At 42.0% G+C, this 16,512-nt stretch carries 14 protein-coding genes, 2 tRNA genes and 1 rRNA gene; 1 reads left to right on the top strand and 16 read right to left on the bottom strand.

Features of this window, described 5'->3' with window-relative positions; translation table 11 throughout:
- Positions 1-38: 38 nt before the first annotated feature.
- The 4 genes from A11Q_RS03820 to A11Q_RS03805 all read right to left on the bottom strand — a co-directional run bounded on the left by A11Q_RS03820 (position 39) and on the right by A11Q_RS03805 (position 2,648).
- Positions 39-115: transfer RNA gene (locus A11Q_RS03820), tRNA-Ile, on the bottom strand.
- A 93-nt stretch (positions 116-208) separates the two neighbouring features.
- Positions 209-1,722: ribosomal RNA gene (locus A11Q_RS03815) — 16S ribosomal RNA — on the bottom strand.
- Between the two features lie 227 nt (positions 1,723-1,949).
- Positions 1,950-2,025: transfer RNA gene (locus tag A11Q_RS03810), tRNA-Ala, on the bottom strand.
- A gap of 104 nt (positions 2,026-2,129) precedes the next feature.
- The gene (locus A11Q_RS03805) at positions 2,130-2,648 is read right to left on the bottom strand and encodes a hypothetical protein (protein WP_015469469.1); all 519 of its coding nucleotides are present in this window, start codon (positions 2,646-2,648) and stop codon (positions 2,130-2,132) included.
- Positions 2,649-2,736: 88 nt separating this feature from the next.
- Between A11Q_RS03805 and A11Q_RS03800 the strand changes: the two genes are divergently transcribed.
- On the top strand, positions 2,737-3,039 hold the full coding sequence (locus A11Q_RS03800) for a cupin domain-containing protein (protein WP_015469468.1): 303 nt from the start codon (positions 2,737-2,739) through the stop codon (positions 3,037-3,039).
- A gap of 68 nt (positions 3,040-3,107) precedes the next feature.
- Here A11Q_RS03800 and pilQ read toward each other — a convergent pair whose 3' ends face one another.
- The 12 genes from pilQ to carA all read right to left on the bottom strand — a co-directional run bounded on the left by pilQ (position 3,108) and on the right by carA (position 16,512).
- Positions 3,108-5,348 carry a type IV pilus secretin PilQ gene (pilQ, locus tag A11Q_RS03795; protein ID WP_015469467.1) on the bottom strand — a complete coding sequence of 747 codons (2,241 nt, stop codon included), beginning with the start codon at positions 5,346-5,348 and terminating at the stop codon, positions 3,108-3,110.
- A gap of 27 nt (positions 5,349-5,375) precedes the next feature.
- Positions 5,376-5,981, bottom strand: coding sequence for a pilus assembly protein PilP (locus tag A11Q_RS13395; protein ID WP_015469466.1), 606 nt, complete (start codon positions 5,979-5,981; stop codon positions 5,376-5,378).
- Positions 5,978-6,628, bottom strand: coding sequence for a hypothetical protein (locus tag A11Q_RS03785; RefSeq protein WP_015469465.1), 651 nt, complete (start codon positions 6,626-6,628; stop codon positions 5,978-5,980). The genes A11Q_RS13395 and A11Q_RS03785 overlap by 4 nt, the downstream gene beginning before the upstream one ends.
- Positions 6,628-7,263, bottom strand: coding sequence for a PilN domain-containing protein (locus tag A11Q_RS03780; RefSeq protein WP_015469464.1), 636 nt, complete (start codon positions 7,261-7,263; stop codon positions 6,628-6,630). Before A11Q_RS03780 ends, A11Q_RS03785 begins: the two co-directional genes overlap by 1 nt.
- Positions 7,260-8,309: a type IV pilus assembly protein PilM gene (pilM, locus tag A11Q_RS03775; protein ID WP_015469463.1), complete on the bottom strand. Its 1,050-nt coding sequence runs from the start codon at positions 8,307-8,309 to the stop codon at positions 7,260-7,262. Before pilM ends, A11Q_RS03780 begins: the two co-directional genes overlap by 4 nt.
- Positions 8,310-8,413: 104 nt before the next feature.
- Positions 8,414-9,199 carry a prepilin peptidase gene (locus tag A11Q_RS03770; RefSeq protein WP_015469462.1) on the bottom strand — a complete coding sequence of 262 codons (786 nt, stop codon included), beginning with the start codon at positions 9,197-9,199 and terminating at the stop codon, positions 8,414-8,416.
- Positions 9,192-9,965 (bottom strand): ABC transporter permease, encoded by a 774-nt coding sequence (locus tag A11Q_RS03765; RefSeq protein WP_015469461.1) that lies wholly within the window; start codon positions 9,963-9,965, stop codon positions 9,192-9,194. The genes A11Q_RS03770 and A11Q_RS03765 overlap by 8 nt, the downstream gene beginning before the upstream one ends.
- Positions 9,962-10,708: an ABC transporter ATP-binding protein gene (locus A11Q_RS03760; protein WP_015469460.1), complete on the bottom strand. Its 747-nt coding sequence runs from the start codon at positions 10,706-10,708 to the stop codon at positions 9,962-9,964. Before A11Q_RS03760 ends, A11Q_RS03765 begins: the two co-directional genes overlap by 4 nt.
- Positions 10,705-11,565, bottom strand: a complete 861-nt coding sequence (locus A11Q_RS03755) for a phosphate/phosphite/phosphonate ABC transporter substrate-binding protein (protein ID WP_015469459.1) — start codon at positions 11,563-11,565, stop codon at positions 10,705-10,707. Before A11Q_RS03755 ends, A11Q_RS03760 begins: the two co-directional genes overlap by 4 nt.
- 2 nt (positions 11,566-11,567) lie before the next feature.
- On the bottom strand, positions 11,568-14,744 hold the full coding sequence (carB, locus tag A11Q_RS03750) for a carbamoyl-phosphate synthase large subunit (RefSeq protein ID WP_015469458.1): 3,177 nt from the start codon (positions 14,742-14,744) through the stop codon (positions 11,568-11,570).
- The gene (locus A11Q_RS03745; RefSeq protein ID WP_015469457.1) at positions 14,745-15,401 is read right to left on the bottom strand and encodes a DUF7986 domain-containing protein; all 657 of its coding nucleotides are present in this window, start codon (positions 15,399-15,401) and stop codon (positions 14,745-14,747) included.
- Positions 15,391-16,512 (bottom strand): glutamine-hydrolyzing carbamoyl-phosphate synthase small subunit, encoded by a 1,122-nt coding sequence (carA, locus tag A11Q_RS03740; protein WP_015469456.1) that lies wholly within the window; start codon positions 16,510-16,512, stop codon positions 15,391-15,393. Before carA ends, A11Q_RS03745 begins: the two co-directional genes overlap by 11 nt.

Here is a 16,512-nt window from a genome sequence, read left to right as displayed (position 1 = left end):
CAAAGAACCAAAAAACAGTTCAAAACTTAAAAATTGGTTGGTGGGCCTGGGATGACTTGAACATCCGACCCCACGCTTATCAAGCGTGTGCTCTAACCAACTGAGCTACAGGCCCATCGGCCGTAGTTCTATCAAAACTAAATAGCATATAAAGATTTTGGTACTGACCTAGGAATGAGTTAACCGAAGTTAACTAAATAATCCTTAGAAAGGAGGTGATCCAGCCGCAGGTTCCCCTACGGCTACCTTGTTACGACTTCACCCCAATCATCGACCATACCTTGGGCGCCTACCTCCTTGCGGTTAGCACAGCGACTTCTGGTACGACCAACTTTCATGGTGTGACGGGCGGTGTGTACAAGGCCCGGGAACGTATTCACCGCGGCATTCTGATCCGCGATTACTAGCGATTCCAACTTCATGGTCTCGAGTTGCAGAGACCAATCTGAACTTAGATGGCTTTTAAGGGATTAGCTCCACCTCGCGGTTTGGCTTCCCTCTGTGACCACCATTGTAGCACGTGTGTAGCCCTAGGCATAAGGGCCATGAGGACTTGACGTCATCCCCACCTTCCTCCTGCTTAACGCAGGCAGTCCCTTTAGAGTGCCCAACTAAATGCTGGCAACTAAAGGTAAGGGTTGCGCTCGTTGCGGGACTTAACCCAACATCTCACGACACGAGCTGACGACAGCCATGCAGCACCTGTGAACCGACTCTTGCGAGCGAGGACATTTCTGCCACTCTTCCAGTCCATGTCAAGCCTAGGTAAGGTTCTTCGCGTTGCATCGAATTAAACCACATGCTCCACCGCTTGTGCGGGCCCCCGTCAATTTCTTTGAGTTTTAATCTTGCGACCGTACTCCCCAGGCGGGATACTTAACGCGTTAGCTACGTCACTAGTGGGGTCAATACCACTAACAACAAGTATCCATCGTTTACGGCGTGGACTACCAGGGTATCTAATCCTGTTTGATCCCCACGCTTTCGGGTCTCAGCGTCAGTGTTGGCCCAGCTATCCGCCTTCGCCTCCGGTATTCCTCTTGATATCTACGTATTTCACCACTACACCAAGAATTCTAATAGCCTCTACCACACTCAAGACTTACAGTATCAAGTGCACTTCCAGGGTTGAGCCCTGGGATTTCACACCTGACTTATAAGCCCGCCTACACCCGCTTTACGCCCAATAATTCCGAACAACGCTAGGATCCCTCGTCTTACCGCGGCTGCTGGCACGAAGTTAGCCGATCCTTTCTTGCATGGTACCTTCATTGTGTTAGTCCCATACGACAGAGCTTTACGACCCGAAGGCCTTCATCACTCACGCGGCGTCGCTGCATCAGGGTTTCCCCCATTGTGCAATATTCCCTACTGCTGCCTCCCGTAGGAGTCTGGACCGTGTCTCAGTTCCAGTGTGACTGATCATCCTCTAAGACCAGTTAGGGATCGTCGCCTTGGTAGGCCATTACCCCACCAACTAGCTAATCCCACATGGGCTCATCCTCAAGCGAAAAACCTTTAACCCCTAGATCCGCAGATCCTGTGGTCTTATTCGGTATTAGCTAATCTTTCGACTAGTTATCCCCAACTCGAGGGCAGATTACCCATGTATTCCTCACCCGTGCGCCACTAGTACTCACCCGAAAGCTTTCCCCGTTCGACTTGCATGTATTAGGCACGCCGCCAGCGTTTGTTCTGAGCCAGAATCAAACTCTCCAGTTAAAAACTGTAAAATTTAATAATTGCTTATTATATGTATGTTTTGAAAAACATACGAAAAAATTGTTTGTCTATAATCTCGAAAGATTACGACGTTAGCCCAAAATCTTCATAACTATTTAGTTTTCAAAGAACCACAGCAAAGACAACTGTTCTAAAGCACCTTTCTTTCGCCGTCAACAACTTTTTTTAATTATTTTTAAAAAAAGTTAAGCCATCTGACTTAAGTTTGGTGGAGGCAACAGGGATCGAACCTGCGACCTTCTGAATGCAAATCAGATGCTCTCCCAGCTGAGCTATGCCCCCGAAGCAGTTGTGGGCTATGTAAGTCTCTTTTTTTCCCGCCGGGGTCAATAGGTTTTTTTAAATTATTTTAAAAAATTTGAAAAATGTCGGGGTTTTCTGAAATATTAAGCAGACACTGCTGAGGGGTTGAGCAAAATGGACGAAAACCACGTCTTTTCTGCCTGCATTTTGAATCCCACTCCTTCAGCACCATACAAAATACTTTGATAAACTTTCTTCAAAATCTCAATTTCAGCGGTCGATTCGATCGTTTCTTCGGAATCAAACAGATCATCAATCGCTTTTGCCACGCTAGTTAGATCAACAGTGGTCACTACTCGAGGAATACGAGTCAAATCAAAGCCAACAAGTTGATTCGGCTTAAAGCCAACTAGATTTTTTGTAATTAAAATTTTAGCCCCATGAGAGAAGTTCACTTGTAAGAACTGTGAACCATCTACATCCTGACGAACAAGAACCTTTTCAATTTGTTCAAAATCAATTGTGATTTTTTTCAAATCTTCTTTTTGTGTTAGCTCTAAGATGTATTCATCAAATTTAAAAATAAAATTTGTATGGGCCTCTAAGTAATTAACAACATCGTTGATATGCTGCGAAGTGGTTTCTGAGTTAATCTTCTTCAAGGTGTCCTCCAACATTTTTTTTATCGACGAGTGAGCGATAACACTTTAAATTATTATTGTCTCAAAACTAGATTAGAGGACTTTTTTTATGAAAATCACCAGATGGACCGCAGAAATCCCACCAAGTAAGAACATTTTGATACAGTTGATACAAGCAGAGGGTTTAGACTACTCCGAGATTGAAATAAAATCCGGTTTGAAACTGACTAATAATAGAACGCAATTAAGAGAATTCATTCAAATCGTATCCGGAGAATTAATTTTCAACTTATCTGGAACTCAATTCGCATTAAGAGCAGGAGATAAACTCGAACTGCCGCCGAATACACTTTATTCTTACAGCAATCTTAAAAATGAATCCTGCTTATTCTTAAATTCTAAAACGATTTAATCCCTGAAAATAAAAAAGGCCCTGATAGTCATCAGAGCCTTTTAGATCAATTCATTTTATTTAATCTACTAGAAGCTACCCGTTCGTGGTTCTGAGCCTGCTACTGGCTTTAAAATCGTTGGTGTCACGAAGATCACCAATTCATTCTTCGACTTACCTTCCCTGTCATTTCTGAATAAACGCCCTAGAATAGGAATATTCTGTAATCCAGGAACTCCGGAAGTACCATCACGGCTTTCCGATTCAAAGATTCCCCCGATAACAGCCGTTTCACCACTTTTAACGATTACTTTAGTTTTAGCATTTCGTTTATCCGGCGCCTGAGCATCGACTCGCGCTAGGAAGGAACGCTCAATGTCCATATCCAATGTCACAGTACCCTCATTAGATACCTGCGGAGTTACATTCAGGTTCACCCCTACTTGTACCACCTCAAATGTAGTGCTCACGTTTCCAGTATTTGAATCCGTTTGAACTCGTGGAATCAGAATACCTGCCGTCTGCGCGATAGTGGCTCTTTCATTTGAAAGGACTGAAATTCGAGGTGAAGACAAGACGCGAACCTTATCTTCCCTTTCACCTAATTGTAATCGAGCCGTCAACGAACCCAGAATATCCAATTGTCCCCAAGAGAACTGGGAATCTAAAATCGCAAACCCAGAATCTAACTGAGGCGTAATACTAATTTTTGATCTGTTAGCGCCCGTAGTCGTTTCAGGAGTACTGTCCCAAGTGATCCCAAGACCTCTGGTAAATTCTTCTTTAGCTTCTACGACCTTACCTTCAATGAGCACCTGAGGAGGCTGCGTATCTAATGCCGCCACTAGCTTTTCAATACGAGTCATATTCTCTTCTGTATCCGTCACGATCAAAGAATTAGTTCGCTTGTCAGCAATAATCTTTCCAGCATTTTCAACTGCTGAGGCCTGTGCTGCGGCAGCACCAGCGCCTGCGTTGGCCAAGTTTCTAGTCGTCGTTAAGAATTGTGTGATTTTCTTTTCAAGCTCTTCGATATTTGCATACCCGATAAAGAAACGTCTAACGATCAACGGAGCGTTATTTTTACGTTTCTCGAGCATCTTAATGGCTTCGTCTTCATCTTTTTTAATATCGTCCAAACGGGCGATTCTTAATACATTCCCCTGGCGTTTAAACCCTAATTGTTTAGACTTCAAGATAAGGATAAAGGCTTGATCCCAAGGAACATCCCTTAGCTTTAAAGAAACATCTCCAGTAATAGCGTCGTCCATGATGATATTCACGCCGCTTTCATCCGCTAAAAAGCGGAAAGCATCGCGAACATTCATTTTATTAGTTTCGATCGAGATTTTCTTACCATAGAACTTATTATTACTGATCAAGAACTCTTCTAGGCTATCTGAGCTCATAATACCATCTGCAGTAATATCAGTTCCATTTGAAGGCTGAGCCCCTGCAACAACCGTTGAGTCCCCAACATAAGGAGCTGGAGCTCCATTATTAGTCTGCATAGCCCCACCAGTAGAAGAACCAATGATCAAAAGACTATTTCCTTCTGTCTGAATGAATGGTTCCTCAGCTCCCGGGCGAAGCTGTACTACGAAACGAGCCACATTAGAGCCCGCATTTTGATAGATATCTACTGATCCAATAGAAGAAGCCATATCCTTAGTGTTCAAAGAACGCTTCAATTTATTTGGAATCACAGAGTTTTCAACTTCGACAACCAACTGATTGGTCGCAGAGTTCATACGTGTCGTGTATTGCAAAGGCTGATCTGCGCCAATTTCAATGGTTCCACCATTCGCATTTGCTTTGTAGGCCACATTATTGATGCTTGCAGGCTTACTAGGAACAATTGGTGCGGGCGTTGGCTCTAGTGGTGGCTCTTCAAATACCGGCGGTTCTGGAGTCACTGCTACTGGAGGCTCAAATACGGGAGCTGGCGGCTCTTCAAATACTGGTGGTTCCGGCGCTGGTGGCGGAGCCGTTGCCACAGGAGGTGGAGGTGCATCTAAAAACTCGTCATCTAAAGTCAACTCGTTAGGATCTGCTACCGGAGCTGATGGAGAGGAAGTGCTCGCACTTAGACTATTTAACTCATCTTCTAAGTCTTGATCAATATTACCTGAAGATCCCGCTGTTGGGCTTGAACCTGATGATCCTTCAAAGTTCAAATCATCTAAAGAAAGATCATTACCGAAATCTGCACCTGTTGATGAATCAGAATCTACAGCGAACTCATCGTCCACTTCAACTTTGCGGTGAGATGTACACGAGGTAAATATGAATGTTGCGACCATCAACACACTCAATATTTTTTTTGCCATCATTCCTCCTAAATGAATCAAAAAGCACTAATTGCTTAGTTTCAAACGTATCTCGCTGCCCTTTTCATTAATGACAACTTCTCCGTCTCGAATAGCCGTAATCTGGCCCTCATTATTTCCTATTTTATCTTTAACCAAAAACATATGCAGAGTATTGTCTTTATCTGTAATCATGGCTTTAGGCTGACTGACATTCCAGATAATACCCACTAATTTATAATGACGAATAGCCCAGCGCCTTTGTGGTTCAACACTTTCATCAACAAAGCCTTCTGCTCCCTCTGCATTACCCAGTTTCTTCTTAATTTTGACATACAGATGGTTCGGCAACATAAAAGGGTCTTTTACACGCGTCGCTACCTTCTTATCCAAGTCACGCGAATTCGTAATAAGATTAGGATCGGCTGGTGGTACAGGAGCCGCTGGAGCTGTTCCCACCGCTGCATTGGCATCCGTTACAGGAATAGGTACAGATTGAGTCGTTCCCTGTTGCTGCTGCAGCTGTAGCACCTGCTGCTTCAAAGCCTCAGCTTCAGCTGGAGTGAGCTGAGTTTGCCCTTGAGCCCAAGCCGCTGTCCCTATAGAAAGCATGCTTAAACACATCAATAAAGAAACAAAAAACCAGTTCTTCATTGAGTGCCCCCTTGCTGAGTCACTCCCGAACGGCTTCTTGCGGCCGCAGACTGCTTAAACCCAACAATTTCACCCTTAAACCGAATGGCATCGTCATCAATTCCTGTCGAACTTCTTTCGATCGCAAAGTTCCGAATTTTGATAACTTTATCTTCTTTTGTTAAGACATCTAGAAAGCGTATGAAGGCATCATAAGAACCACTCACTGTAATAGTGAATTTGACTTCTTCGACCAAGTCTTCTGGACGCAGCATTTCGCCCGGCCCACGCATCACTTGTGGCGCTTCAAAGCCCGCTGGGGCAGTGAAAAGCTCAACAACATTAATCCCTGATACAGCAGAAGCACTATTAATAATAGCCGACATCTGCGTGTCCTTGAAATCGTTAGGAATTTTAGATTTAACAACCTCTAGATTTCTCTCGAGTTGCAAGAGATTACCACGCATCTCTTCTTCTTTTTTCATTACTTTTTCGATATCAACACGCTTAGCTTCTTCTTCTGCAATCATCCCGCGAAGACTTGCAATTTGGCTTTTGAAGAATGAACCATCATTAAAATATAAAAAGAAATAGCCAACTGTCGCTAATATGGCGATCACCAACATACGACTTAATGATAATTCTGAAATCAGCTTCAAGGCTTTCATTAAGGAGCCCCTCCTGCTGCATCAGAGTTCATTTGGGCTCGTACTGTAAATACAGTTGTATCTACACCGGTATTGTAAAAGTCTTTTTTATTGGTCTGACTTAAAGGAACCAAGTTTGAAATAAAATCTGCATTCGAAAGACGTTGGATAAACTTTTCGATCTCTTTGGAATCATCGCTTTCAGCTGTAATCGTCAGAAGATTATCCATTAGCTCTAACTTATTAATCCATACATTTTCAGGAGTAGAGTCTTTTAAATGTTGGAAAAGCTTATATTCATTAACTTTATCACGCGTGATTTTGTTAATAAAATCCATTTGAGCATTGAACTGTTCTTGTTCCTGCTCGTACTTTTTGATTTCATTAGCTAAATCTTGCTTGCTGTTATTGAACTCTTGCATTTCTGCTAAACGAGCATTCAACGTGTTCATTTCTCGTTGCAACTCGGGAAGAGTTTGCATTTCATAAATATACAACGCTAGTGGACCAATGATAACGACTAATGCCCTTTTGGCAAACTCGGTCAGAATCTTTTTTTTCTCGTCATCATCAGATAATACGATATTACCTGACGCCCCCGCTGACGATCCACCCGCTGCCTCTTTATAGGTGTTGAGTAGGTTGATCTTGATCATTTTTCACCCGGCTTTCGCATCGCCAGACCGCAAACAATCGAGACAAATGGAGATATCTGCTGCAAATATTCTGATGAAAACTTTTTATTTCCCGCTTTAATCGCGTTGTAAGGATTCATCACTTCAAATGGCAGTTTAAGAACATCGGCAAGATGATCAATCAATCCTGCTGTTAAACTCGCTCCACCTGTAAAATACGCTTTATTGATGATGTGCCCTTGCGCCGTAGCCGTGTAGAAATCAATACTGTTGCGAATTTCCTCTGTGACATAGTCCAGAGCCATATTCATAAAAGTTCGCGTCTCTTCAGGAACTTCTTGCTGAGCACTTTGAGAAATTTTTAGGGTTTCAGCCTCATCAAAGGTAACACCCATATTTTTACTGATCTCATTCGTAAAGTGGAATCCACCTACCGGAATATCACGCGAAAAGATCACTTCGCCCTGTAAAAGCACTAGAAAATTAGTGATATTGGAGCCGAAGTTAAATAGCGCAATCGGTTCATTCATGCGTCCATAATTCAGTTCGAATACATTGGCTAAAGCCAAGCTATTTACATCTAATATCCCACATTTCAGACCAGCCTGATTTACTGAGCTTAAGTAGTTCAAAATAAATTCATTCTGAGCCGCAATAACTAAGATATCCATATTGTCCGGCTGACTTGTAAAAGACAGCACATGATGCTCAATCGTTACCTGACTGACATCAAACGGCAGGTACTGAGAAGCCTCATAGCGAATTTGCTCGCGCAGTTTTTTAGGATCGACTTTGGGAATACTAATTTTTTTGATAATAACAGCTGTTCCCGACAAGCCCACAGAGGCACTCTTATTCTTAAATCCATGTTCTTTAAAGGCTGTTCTGATGCTTTCCGCCACAAGGATTGTATCTGTAATTTCACCATTATTAATGGCTTGTTGAGGGGATGGGATAACAGCAAAGTTCTCTAATACGACGCCCTTTGAGTTTTGGCTCACTTCGGCTAATTTAATAGAGCTGGAACCGATATCGATTCCAATAATCTTCTTGGATGTAAAAAACATGCTGCGAGTATACTCCCAATCTAATTATTGACCTCAGCCTTAGGTCTGTCAAAGATTGTGGGTATCTTGGTCTAGCATAGGTCTAGCTAAAAATTAGATCCCTGCTAGATATCGGGGAAAAAGAGCTGTACATACCAAACACCTACGGACCTTAGTCCGAGAATGTACAAAAGAGCGCCCATAGCTAAGAAAGGCCCGAATGGAATCATGGTTCTAAGACCATCTTCCGTTTTTCGCGAAGCCAGAAGCCCCACCACCGAACCGACAATTGAAGAACTTAAGATAATAAAAGGAATCGCCTTCCACCCCAAAAGAGCGCCCAACCATGCGAGAAGCTTAATATCCCCGCCACCTAAACCTTCACGCCCTGTGAAAGCATAGTACACATAGGCCACCAACCACAGAATTCCGCCTCCGAAAAGGCAACCCCAGAGGGCATCTAAAAATTCCCGTTCAGGGTTAAGAGCGGCACCGATTAAAGCCAGAGCTAATCCCCCTAAGGTGATCTCGTCCGGTAAAATCATGTGATCTAAATCAATAAAGCTGGCGGTCACTAAACCAAAAACCAAAACAAGATATTCAAGGGTCAGCCAGCTTACGCCGTAATAAGCAATCACAGCAAAGAATAAGGCTCCCATAAGAAACTCAACCAGAGGGTAACGGATAGAAAATGGAGCTTTACAGCGAGCGCAGCGGCCTCTCAGCCAGAAATAAGAAAAAATAGGTATATTGTGATACCACGCCACTGTGTTTTTACAATTATAGCAGTAACTACGACCTAAAAGGGATAATCCCTGCGGCCAGCGATAAATGATGACGTTTGCAAAACTACCAAGACACGCACCAAATAAAAAACCTATTGAAGCGGTTAACCAATCAAAATTAAACAATTTCTTTCCTTCGGAAAAATAAAATACCCACAACAAGCCACGTTAAAGCCCAAGCCATACTGTGAACGACCGCCCACAAAATATCTTGGCCCGCTGGAATATTCGTAACGTAGTAATAGGACTTCCAATTGAAAAGGTAAAATTTAGGAAGTAATAAATCAATGACATCCACCACTTTCATTAAAGCGGCATCTTCCATTTTAGAAACGAAAAATCGAACATCAGGCATTGAGTAACACAATAACCAATAACTGACTGTGGCTCCCAATGCTAAAATTGGGCGCACAATCAAACTGAAGGCAATCGCAAAACTAGAAATGATCGCGGCTTTTAAACTGGTAGAAACAGCTGCGACTAACAATCCTTGATAATAACGACCGGAAACTTCAGCCGATAGAGTAAAACTCAATAAAAACCCAAATGAAAAAAGAAGACATAACCCCAAAGTAGACAACCATGCCCCGATGACCACATGACTGCGTGGAATAGGACGAGCTAAAATAACAAACAGTGTTTTACGATCAATCTCGCGTTGAATCGAATGCGATCCAATCAAACTTGAAATAACAAGTACCCCAATCTCTAAACCAGCAAGACCGAAATCGTACAAGAGTCTTTCTTGTACAGAGAACGTTAAAGCGCTCAAGATATGACTGAAGGCTATAAATAAAATACCGAAAAACACGATAATGTAAAAAAACTTTAAGCGCACCCACTCGCGGATATTCAATACAGCTAGGATAGGAATAGTTAAAATTTGTTTCATGCGTTTAAGTTCTCTGTTAAGGCGATCTTAAAATGGCGATAGGCTTCTTCAAGACTCTCGTAATTTTTCTGTAACCCTTTCACTTCACCCGAATACTCTAAGACTCCGCTGTGAATCACAAGTAAATCATCGCAAAACTCTTCTACGTCTTCCAGTAAGTGTGTACTCATCAACACTGTGGTTTTCTGTTCTTTTAAAGCTCTTAAAATTTGTTTGATAAGAATTCGTCCGTCTGGATCAAGACCCGACATCGGTTCATCTAAAATGAGAAACTCTGGTGCACAGATCAGAGCCTGCGCAATTCCAATTCTCTGTAGCATTCCCTTAGAATACTCTTTTAATTTCTTATCTTTAGCATGGGCCAATTTCACCAGTTGAAGAACTTCTTCAACACGCTTAGGGAAATCTTTACGCGGCATCTGCGCTAGGTCCCAGTGAAGCTTCAGAAACTCCTGCCCAGTAAGAAACTCTTGAAAGAAAGGACGCTCAGGTAAAAAACCAATTTTAGCTTTATGGCGTAAGTTAAACTTTTCACCAAAAAATAATACCTCACCCGAGTCTGCAAAAATAAGCTCGAGCAAACACTTAATCGTCGTTGATTTTCCGGCTCCATTGGGTCCGATAAATCCTACAAATCGACCACGTTCAATACTAAAAGAGACATCTTTCAGAGCTTGAGTCGGACGTTTATAAAAATCCGTGCGGAATTTTTTGTTCAGTTTTCTAACTTCTAGAATAGTCATAACTCTGACCCTTTTCTAAAAGCTTTAAACACTTCACGTACAGAATCATACTGTCTAGATGTTGCCGGCATAAGAGCCGACATTCCTAAAACCTCAACCAAATCAGAGCTACTCTCATGTTGTGTTTCGATCAAATTATACATGATTTCATGAACGATCTTGGCGTTCTTATCGTAGTAGTCCTGACGCACTATAATCGGATCATTAGGGATTGGTTCACTAACCCACAAAACTCGTATTTTTTTACCTTTGTTTTTAGCAAAACGGCTCCAAGCGCTGACCTTGGCCTTTTCGTCATCGGCAAAAACGGCGACAGCATCTACCTTACCTGCTTCTAACATTTCAATGGAAGCCGCATGATTACCCGAAAAGACAGTGTTGACCTCTTTTAAATTAATTTTTTGCGACTCTAGCTCTTGGCGAGGATAAAGATAACCAGACGATGAATTTTCATCAACAAATGCGACTTTTTTACCTTTTAGGTCTTTGAGTGACTTCACTTTAGAATTCGCCAGAGTCAGAAAGGTTGCATAATAAAATGGACCATTATTCCATGTTTTTTTCAGCAAAACCTTAACTGAGGCTTCACGATCCGCCGCTACATAAACTGCCGATGGAAGAATAGCTAAATCCACTTTTTTACTTTTAATGGCGCTCACCATCGCTTCAGGGCTTTTAGGAATGTAAACTTGAATGGGGCTACCCAATTTGTTTTGTAGCTTCTGAGCTAATAACAACGACTCTTTTTCTACTGCCTGCGGGTTACCACCAGACAGTATTCCAATAGAAATTTTTTCTGTACTCGCAAATAGCAAACATGAAAAAAATAGGACACTTAAAAACGCCGTTTTTACCATGCTTACAATGATAACGGAGAGACCTCTATACGTCCAGCCCTAGATTTTTCCAGCGCTAATCCAAAAGCCTCGGCCGCATCACTCTCGGTCAGACATGGGATACTATAGTCGGTACAAGCTCGACGGATGTCGTAACTCGCAGCCACAGATTCACGACTCGAAGTGGTATTCACAACAAAGCTCACCTGTCCTGATCTGATCCTATCAACACAGTTCGGACGGCCTTCATGCACTTTATTTAAAGATAAGCACTCGATATCAAAACGATTTAAAAACTCTGCCGTTCCTTTTGTTGCTGAAAATTGAAACCCCATTTTTTTAAGGTTTTTCAATAGTGGTAACATAGGCTCTTTATCTTTATCACGTAAAGATAAGAAGACTTCCCCTTGTGAAGGCAAGTTAAGTGAGCTCGCAACGAAAGCTTTCACCAACGCTTCAGGATAATCGTCCGCTCGTCCCATCGTCTCGCCTGTGGATTTCATTTCAGGTCCCAAGATAGAGTCACTGTCTGCAAATTTTTTGAAAGGAAAGACAACGCCCTTAACACAAATTTTATCTATTTTTTTCCAATTATATCGGGATAGGGTTTCCGCAGAAATACTCTCTTTCATTTGCGCACGAATCCCTAAATCAATCAGAGGAATCCCTGTCGCTTTGGCTAAAAAGGGAACTGAACGTGAGCTTCTTGGATTTGCTTCTAATACGAAAATCTCATCATTTTTAATCGCCAGCTGTAAATTCAAGTGTCCCAAGATATCCATCTTGTGAGCTAGTTCCTGACTCATCTCTTCAATTTTTAATAAAGTTTCCGGTTTCAATCGCTGTGGAGGCACGACACCCATACTGTCACCCGAGTGAATACCTGCAGCTTCGATGTGCTCAATCACCCCACCAACAAGAATCCAATCTACTCCGCGCACTAAATCAACATCTACCTCTAAAGCACCCGATAAAAACTGGTCCATGAGACATGGGCTATTAGGACTGATAAAATCTTGATGACGAAAAAAGTAAGATTGCAGCTCTTGACGATTTTCAATCACTTCCATGCGACGCCCACCCAAGACATAACTTGGACGGCATATCATCGGATAGCCAACAACAGTTTCTTGTTCTAAAGCCTCTTCTAAAGATCCTACCATTGCTGATTGAGGGATCTTTAAGTTGAGCTCACGGCATATACGAGCAAACTGCTTACGATCTTCAGCTTGATCTAAAGACTCTAAAGAGGAACCTAATAAAGTGTAGCCATTTTTCTGTAGTTCAGAAGCCAGATTGATCGGTGTTTGACCACCGAGTTGTGACACAAAACCCACAGGCTTAATCACGTCAAAAATCTCGCTTAAAGATTCCGCCGTTAATGGTTCGAAAAATAAAAAGTCCGACGTGTCATAATCCGTCGACACAGTTTCAGGATTGGAATTAATCATAGCGACTAAATACCCTGCTTTTTGCAGAGCTTTCACGCCACGTACGCAACTATAATCAAACTCAATACCTTGGCCAATTCTATTTGGTCCACTTCCAATAACAGCAACTATCGGTTTTGCTGGTTTTTGAATATCAGCCTGACTCCAATAGGTTGAGTAGTAATACGGAGTCGAAGAAAGGAATTCTCCGGCACAGGTATCAATTTGCAGAAACGATGGTCTTACCCCTAAATCTAATCTGAGCTTACGAATAAAATCTGTACTTTTATTTTTTAACTTTGCAATGCGGGCATCGCTAAATCCTAATCGTTTGGCTTTACGCAAAGTAGGGGCATCTAAATCAGCTTTTTTTATTTCAGATTCATGCTGAATTAAACCTGAAATTTGCTCTAGAAACCATGGATGAATTTTCGTTAATTCTTGAATTTGGTCAATAGACAATCCATGTCGGAACGCTTGGAAAATATGCCAAATACGCAAGCTATTGGGATACGAGATTTTTTCTAAACTGAAGTGAATATCAGGAATACCTTCTGGAGACATCTCTAATGCACAAAGAGCTTTCATCAAAGACTCTTGCAGAGTTCTGCCGATAGCCATGACTTCACCAACACTCTTCATTTGTGTTGTTAATAAATCCTTTGAACCTTGAAATTTTTCAAATGCAAATTTTGGAATTTTCGTCACAACATAATCTAACGCTGGTTCGTAGCATGTCGGAGTCACTTTAGTGATGTCATTTTGAATTTCGTCTAAATGATATCCCACAGCTAACATGGCTGCAATTTTTGCTATTGGAAATCCTGTAGCTTTACTTGCCAGAGCCGATGAACGTGATACTCGTGGGTTCATTTCGATCACGACGCGCTCGCGGCTTGTTGGATGAACTGCGAATTGAACGTTGGCCCCACCCGTCTGTACACCTACGCGGTTGATAATTTTACAGGCTTCGTCACGCATTTCTTGGTATTCCCAGTCCGTCAAAGTCTGCTGTGGAGCTACAGTGATACTGTCGCCCGTATGTACGCCACATGGATCTAGGTTTTCAATCGAGCAGACAACAACAAATGTACCCGAAGCATCACGCATCACTTCGAGTTCAAACTCTTTCCACCCCAAGATACTTTCTTCTACAAGAACTTCAGATGTTGGACTTTCATGCAAAGCCTGCACGAGCATCGATTGATACTCTTCCGGCGTATAAGCCACGCCGCCACCGCCACCACCCAAAGTATAATTGGGACGCAGAATAAGTGGGTAACCTAAAACCTCCGCCGCCTTAAGACCCTGATCAAAATTTTTAACCATTTCACTTCGCGGGTAACGGGCTCCTAACTCATCTAGGATCGTACGAAACTTTTCACGATCTTCTGCCGCTTCAATGACCTCTGGTGTGGCCCCTAACATTTTGACATTGTTAGCTTCTAATACACCTTTTTGTGCTAACTCTAAAGACAGATTCAATGCGGTCTGTCCGCCTAGTGTCGGAATAACTGCATCTGGTTTTTCTACTTCGATGATTTTCTTTAGATAGTCGAATTTCAATGGTTCGATGTAAGTTTTGGTCGCAATCTCTGGATCGGTCATAATGGTCGCAGGATTTGAGTTAACTAAGATAACATCAAACCCTTCTTTCATTAATGCCTTACATGCCTGCGTCCCTGAATAATCAAATTCACAAGCCTGTCCAATTTGAATCGGCCCGCTACCAATGATTAATATCTTTTTTACATCGTTTAGTTTCGGCATTTAAAGTCCTAACTTATTGTCGTTTGTGTAGATAGCTTCAGGAGTGACGTGTTTATACTGCTCGTATTTGTAACGCATTTTATTAAGGCGTAATAAAAATGTCTCTAAGCTCAAGTCTGGATTTTTTTGCAAAATCTTGATCTCGCTTAAGATGAATTTCTGAGATGACTCAGGATGAAAACAAAAACTATCTAAGAAGTAATTTTTTCCCTCAATAGTCACGATGCGAGCTTGAAAAAACTCTTTGCTATCAAAACCAAAGACCATCTTTTCTTGCTGCACTTCAATTTTTTTATTAGTCATCAAATTACGTACGTAAACGATGCCATTTTTAGATTTCAAGTACTCAAACAATGTGTGTTGGTGCGTGTTCTGTAGAACATCAATAGCTTGGATGTCTTGTTCATTTAATCTTAAATCACGATGCTGTCCACTTGCCGCCAATGGTGTCTTCATATAGCTCTTTAAATTTCGAGTTAAAAAATACCACTCATAAAATTGGTGCATTCTTAAATCATAATTTGGGTTTTCTTCATCAACAGTTCCCGTATTATCAAAAAACTCTCTTTTTGCTTCGTTAAGCTCTACAGAAAACTCGGGGTTCGTGTAGTACTCGATCAACTTTTGCAGACTCAGCTTGAATGTATTATAGTCCATGATTCACCATTTCTGTTTTGTTTGTCTTGTGCATTTCAAATATAAAATAATCAAATAGCTCACTGGCTTCGTGAGGACCTGGGCGGCTTTCTGGGTGGTATTGAATGCCCAAGCAATTGTAACGTCTAGAATAAAATCCAGCGACAGTCTGATCATTCAAATTTCTATGTGTCACTTCAATATCTGTAGGTAAAGTTGAATCTTCAACAGCATAACCATGATTCTGACTCGACATATAGATTTTATTTAGCAATGTATCCCGTATAGGGTGGTTGGCTCCACGATGACCAAACTTCAACTTATAAGTTTTCGCCCCCAAAGCCAGAGATAGAACCTGATGTCCCATACAAATACCAAAGATCGGAAGTTTCCCCAAAAAGTGGCGAATTGTATCTGGCACTTGTTGTACCGCACTTGGGTCCCCAGGACCATTAGTTAACATGATGGAATCTGGTTTCCATTCTTGAATTGTCTCTGGAGACACACGTGATGGGAATACACGAACCTGCGAACAGCGACTTAAAAGCTCGCGTAGGATATTCTCTTTCGCACCTAAGTCGATCACAGCTACACGCGGACCAGTTGGATTTTTACCTTGATGATCTTCTATTTCTTGGCGTGAGCAAAGGTGGACCCAGTCAGCTTCTAAACCTTTTTGTTTTTGAATCAGGTCAGCCGCTTTCTTTTTAGCTTCTTCGACATTCGAAGCTGCGACAATAGCACCCCATGGAGTTCCTTCGCTACGAAGGTGCAGCACTAAACGGCGAGTGTCGACTTCTGTCAGCACAGGGACTTGGTGATCCACAAGTAGGCGCACCCATGAGTTTTCACGTTTTGTATTTTGTATTTGCACACAGATAAAACCCTGTATCCAAAGCTGACGAGATTCCCACACCTGTCTATCAACTCCGTAGTTGCCTTGCATGGGAGCCGTCATAACGACTATCTGTGAAAAGTAAGAAGGGTCGGTCGCAATTTCTTCATAACCAGAGTGGGATGTATTGAAAACCACTTCTCCGGCTTTTTCGGGAAAGGCCGACTGTTCTGATAGGCGTGAGCCTTCAAAGACCTCACCACTTTCTAAGACTAGAAACCCTTTTTTTAATGCCAT

It is taken from the genome of Pseudobdellovibrio exovorus JSS (assembly GCF_000348725.1).
Lineage (GTDB): Bacteria > Bdellovibrionota > Bdellovibrionia > Bdellovibrionales > Bdellovibrionaceae > Pseudobdellovibrio > Pseudobdellovibrio exovorus.
The sequence above is the reverse complement of the archived record's forward strand: the minus strand, read 5'-3'. Positions and strand labels throughout refer to the sequence as shown.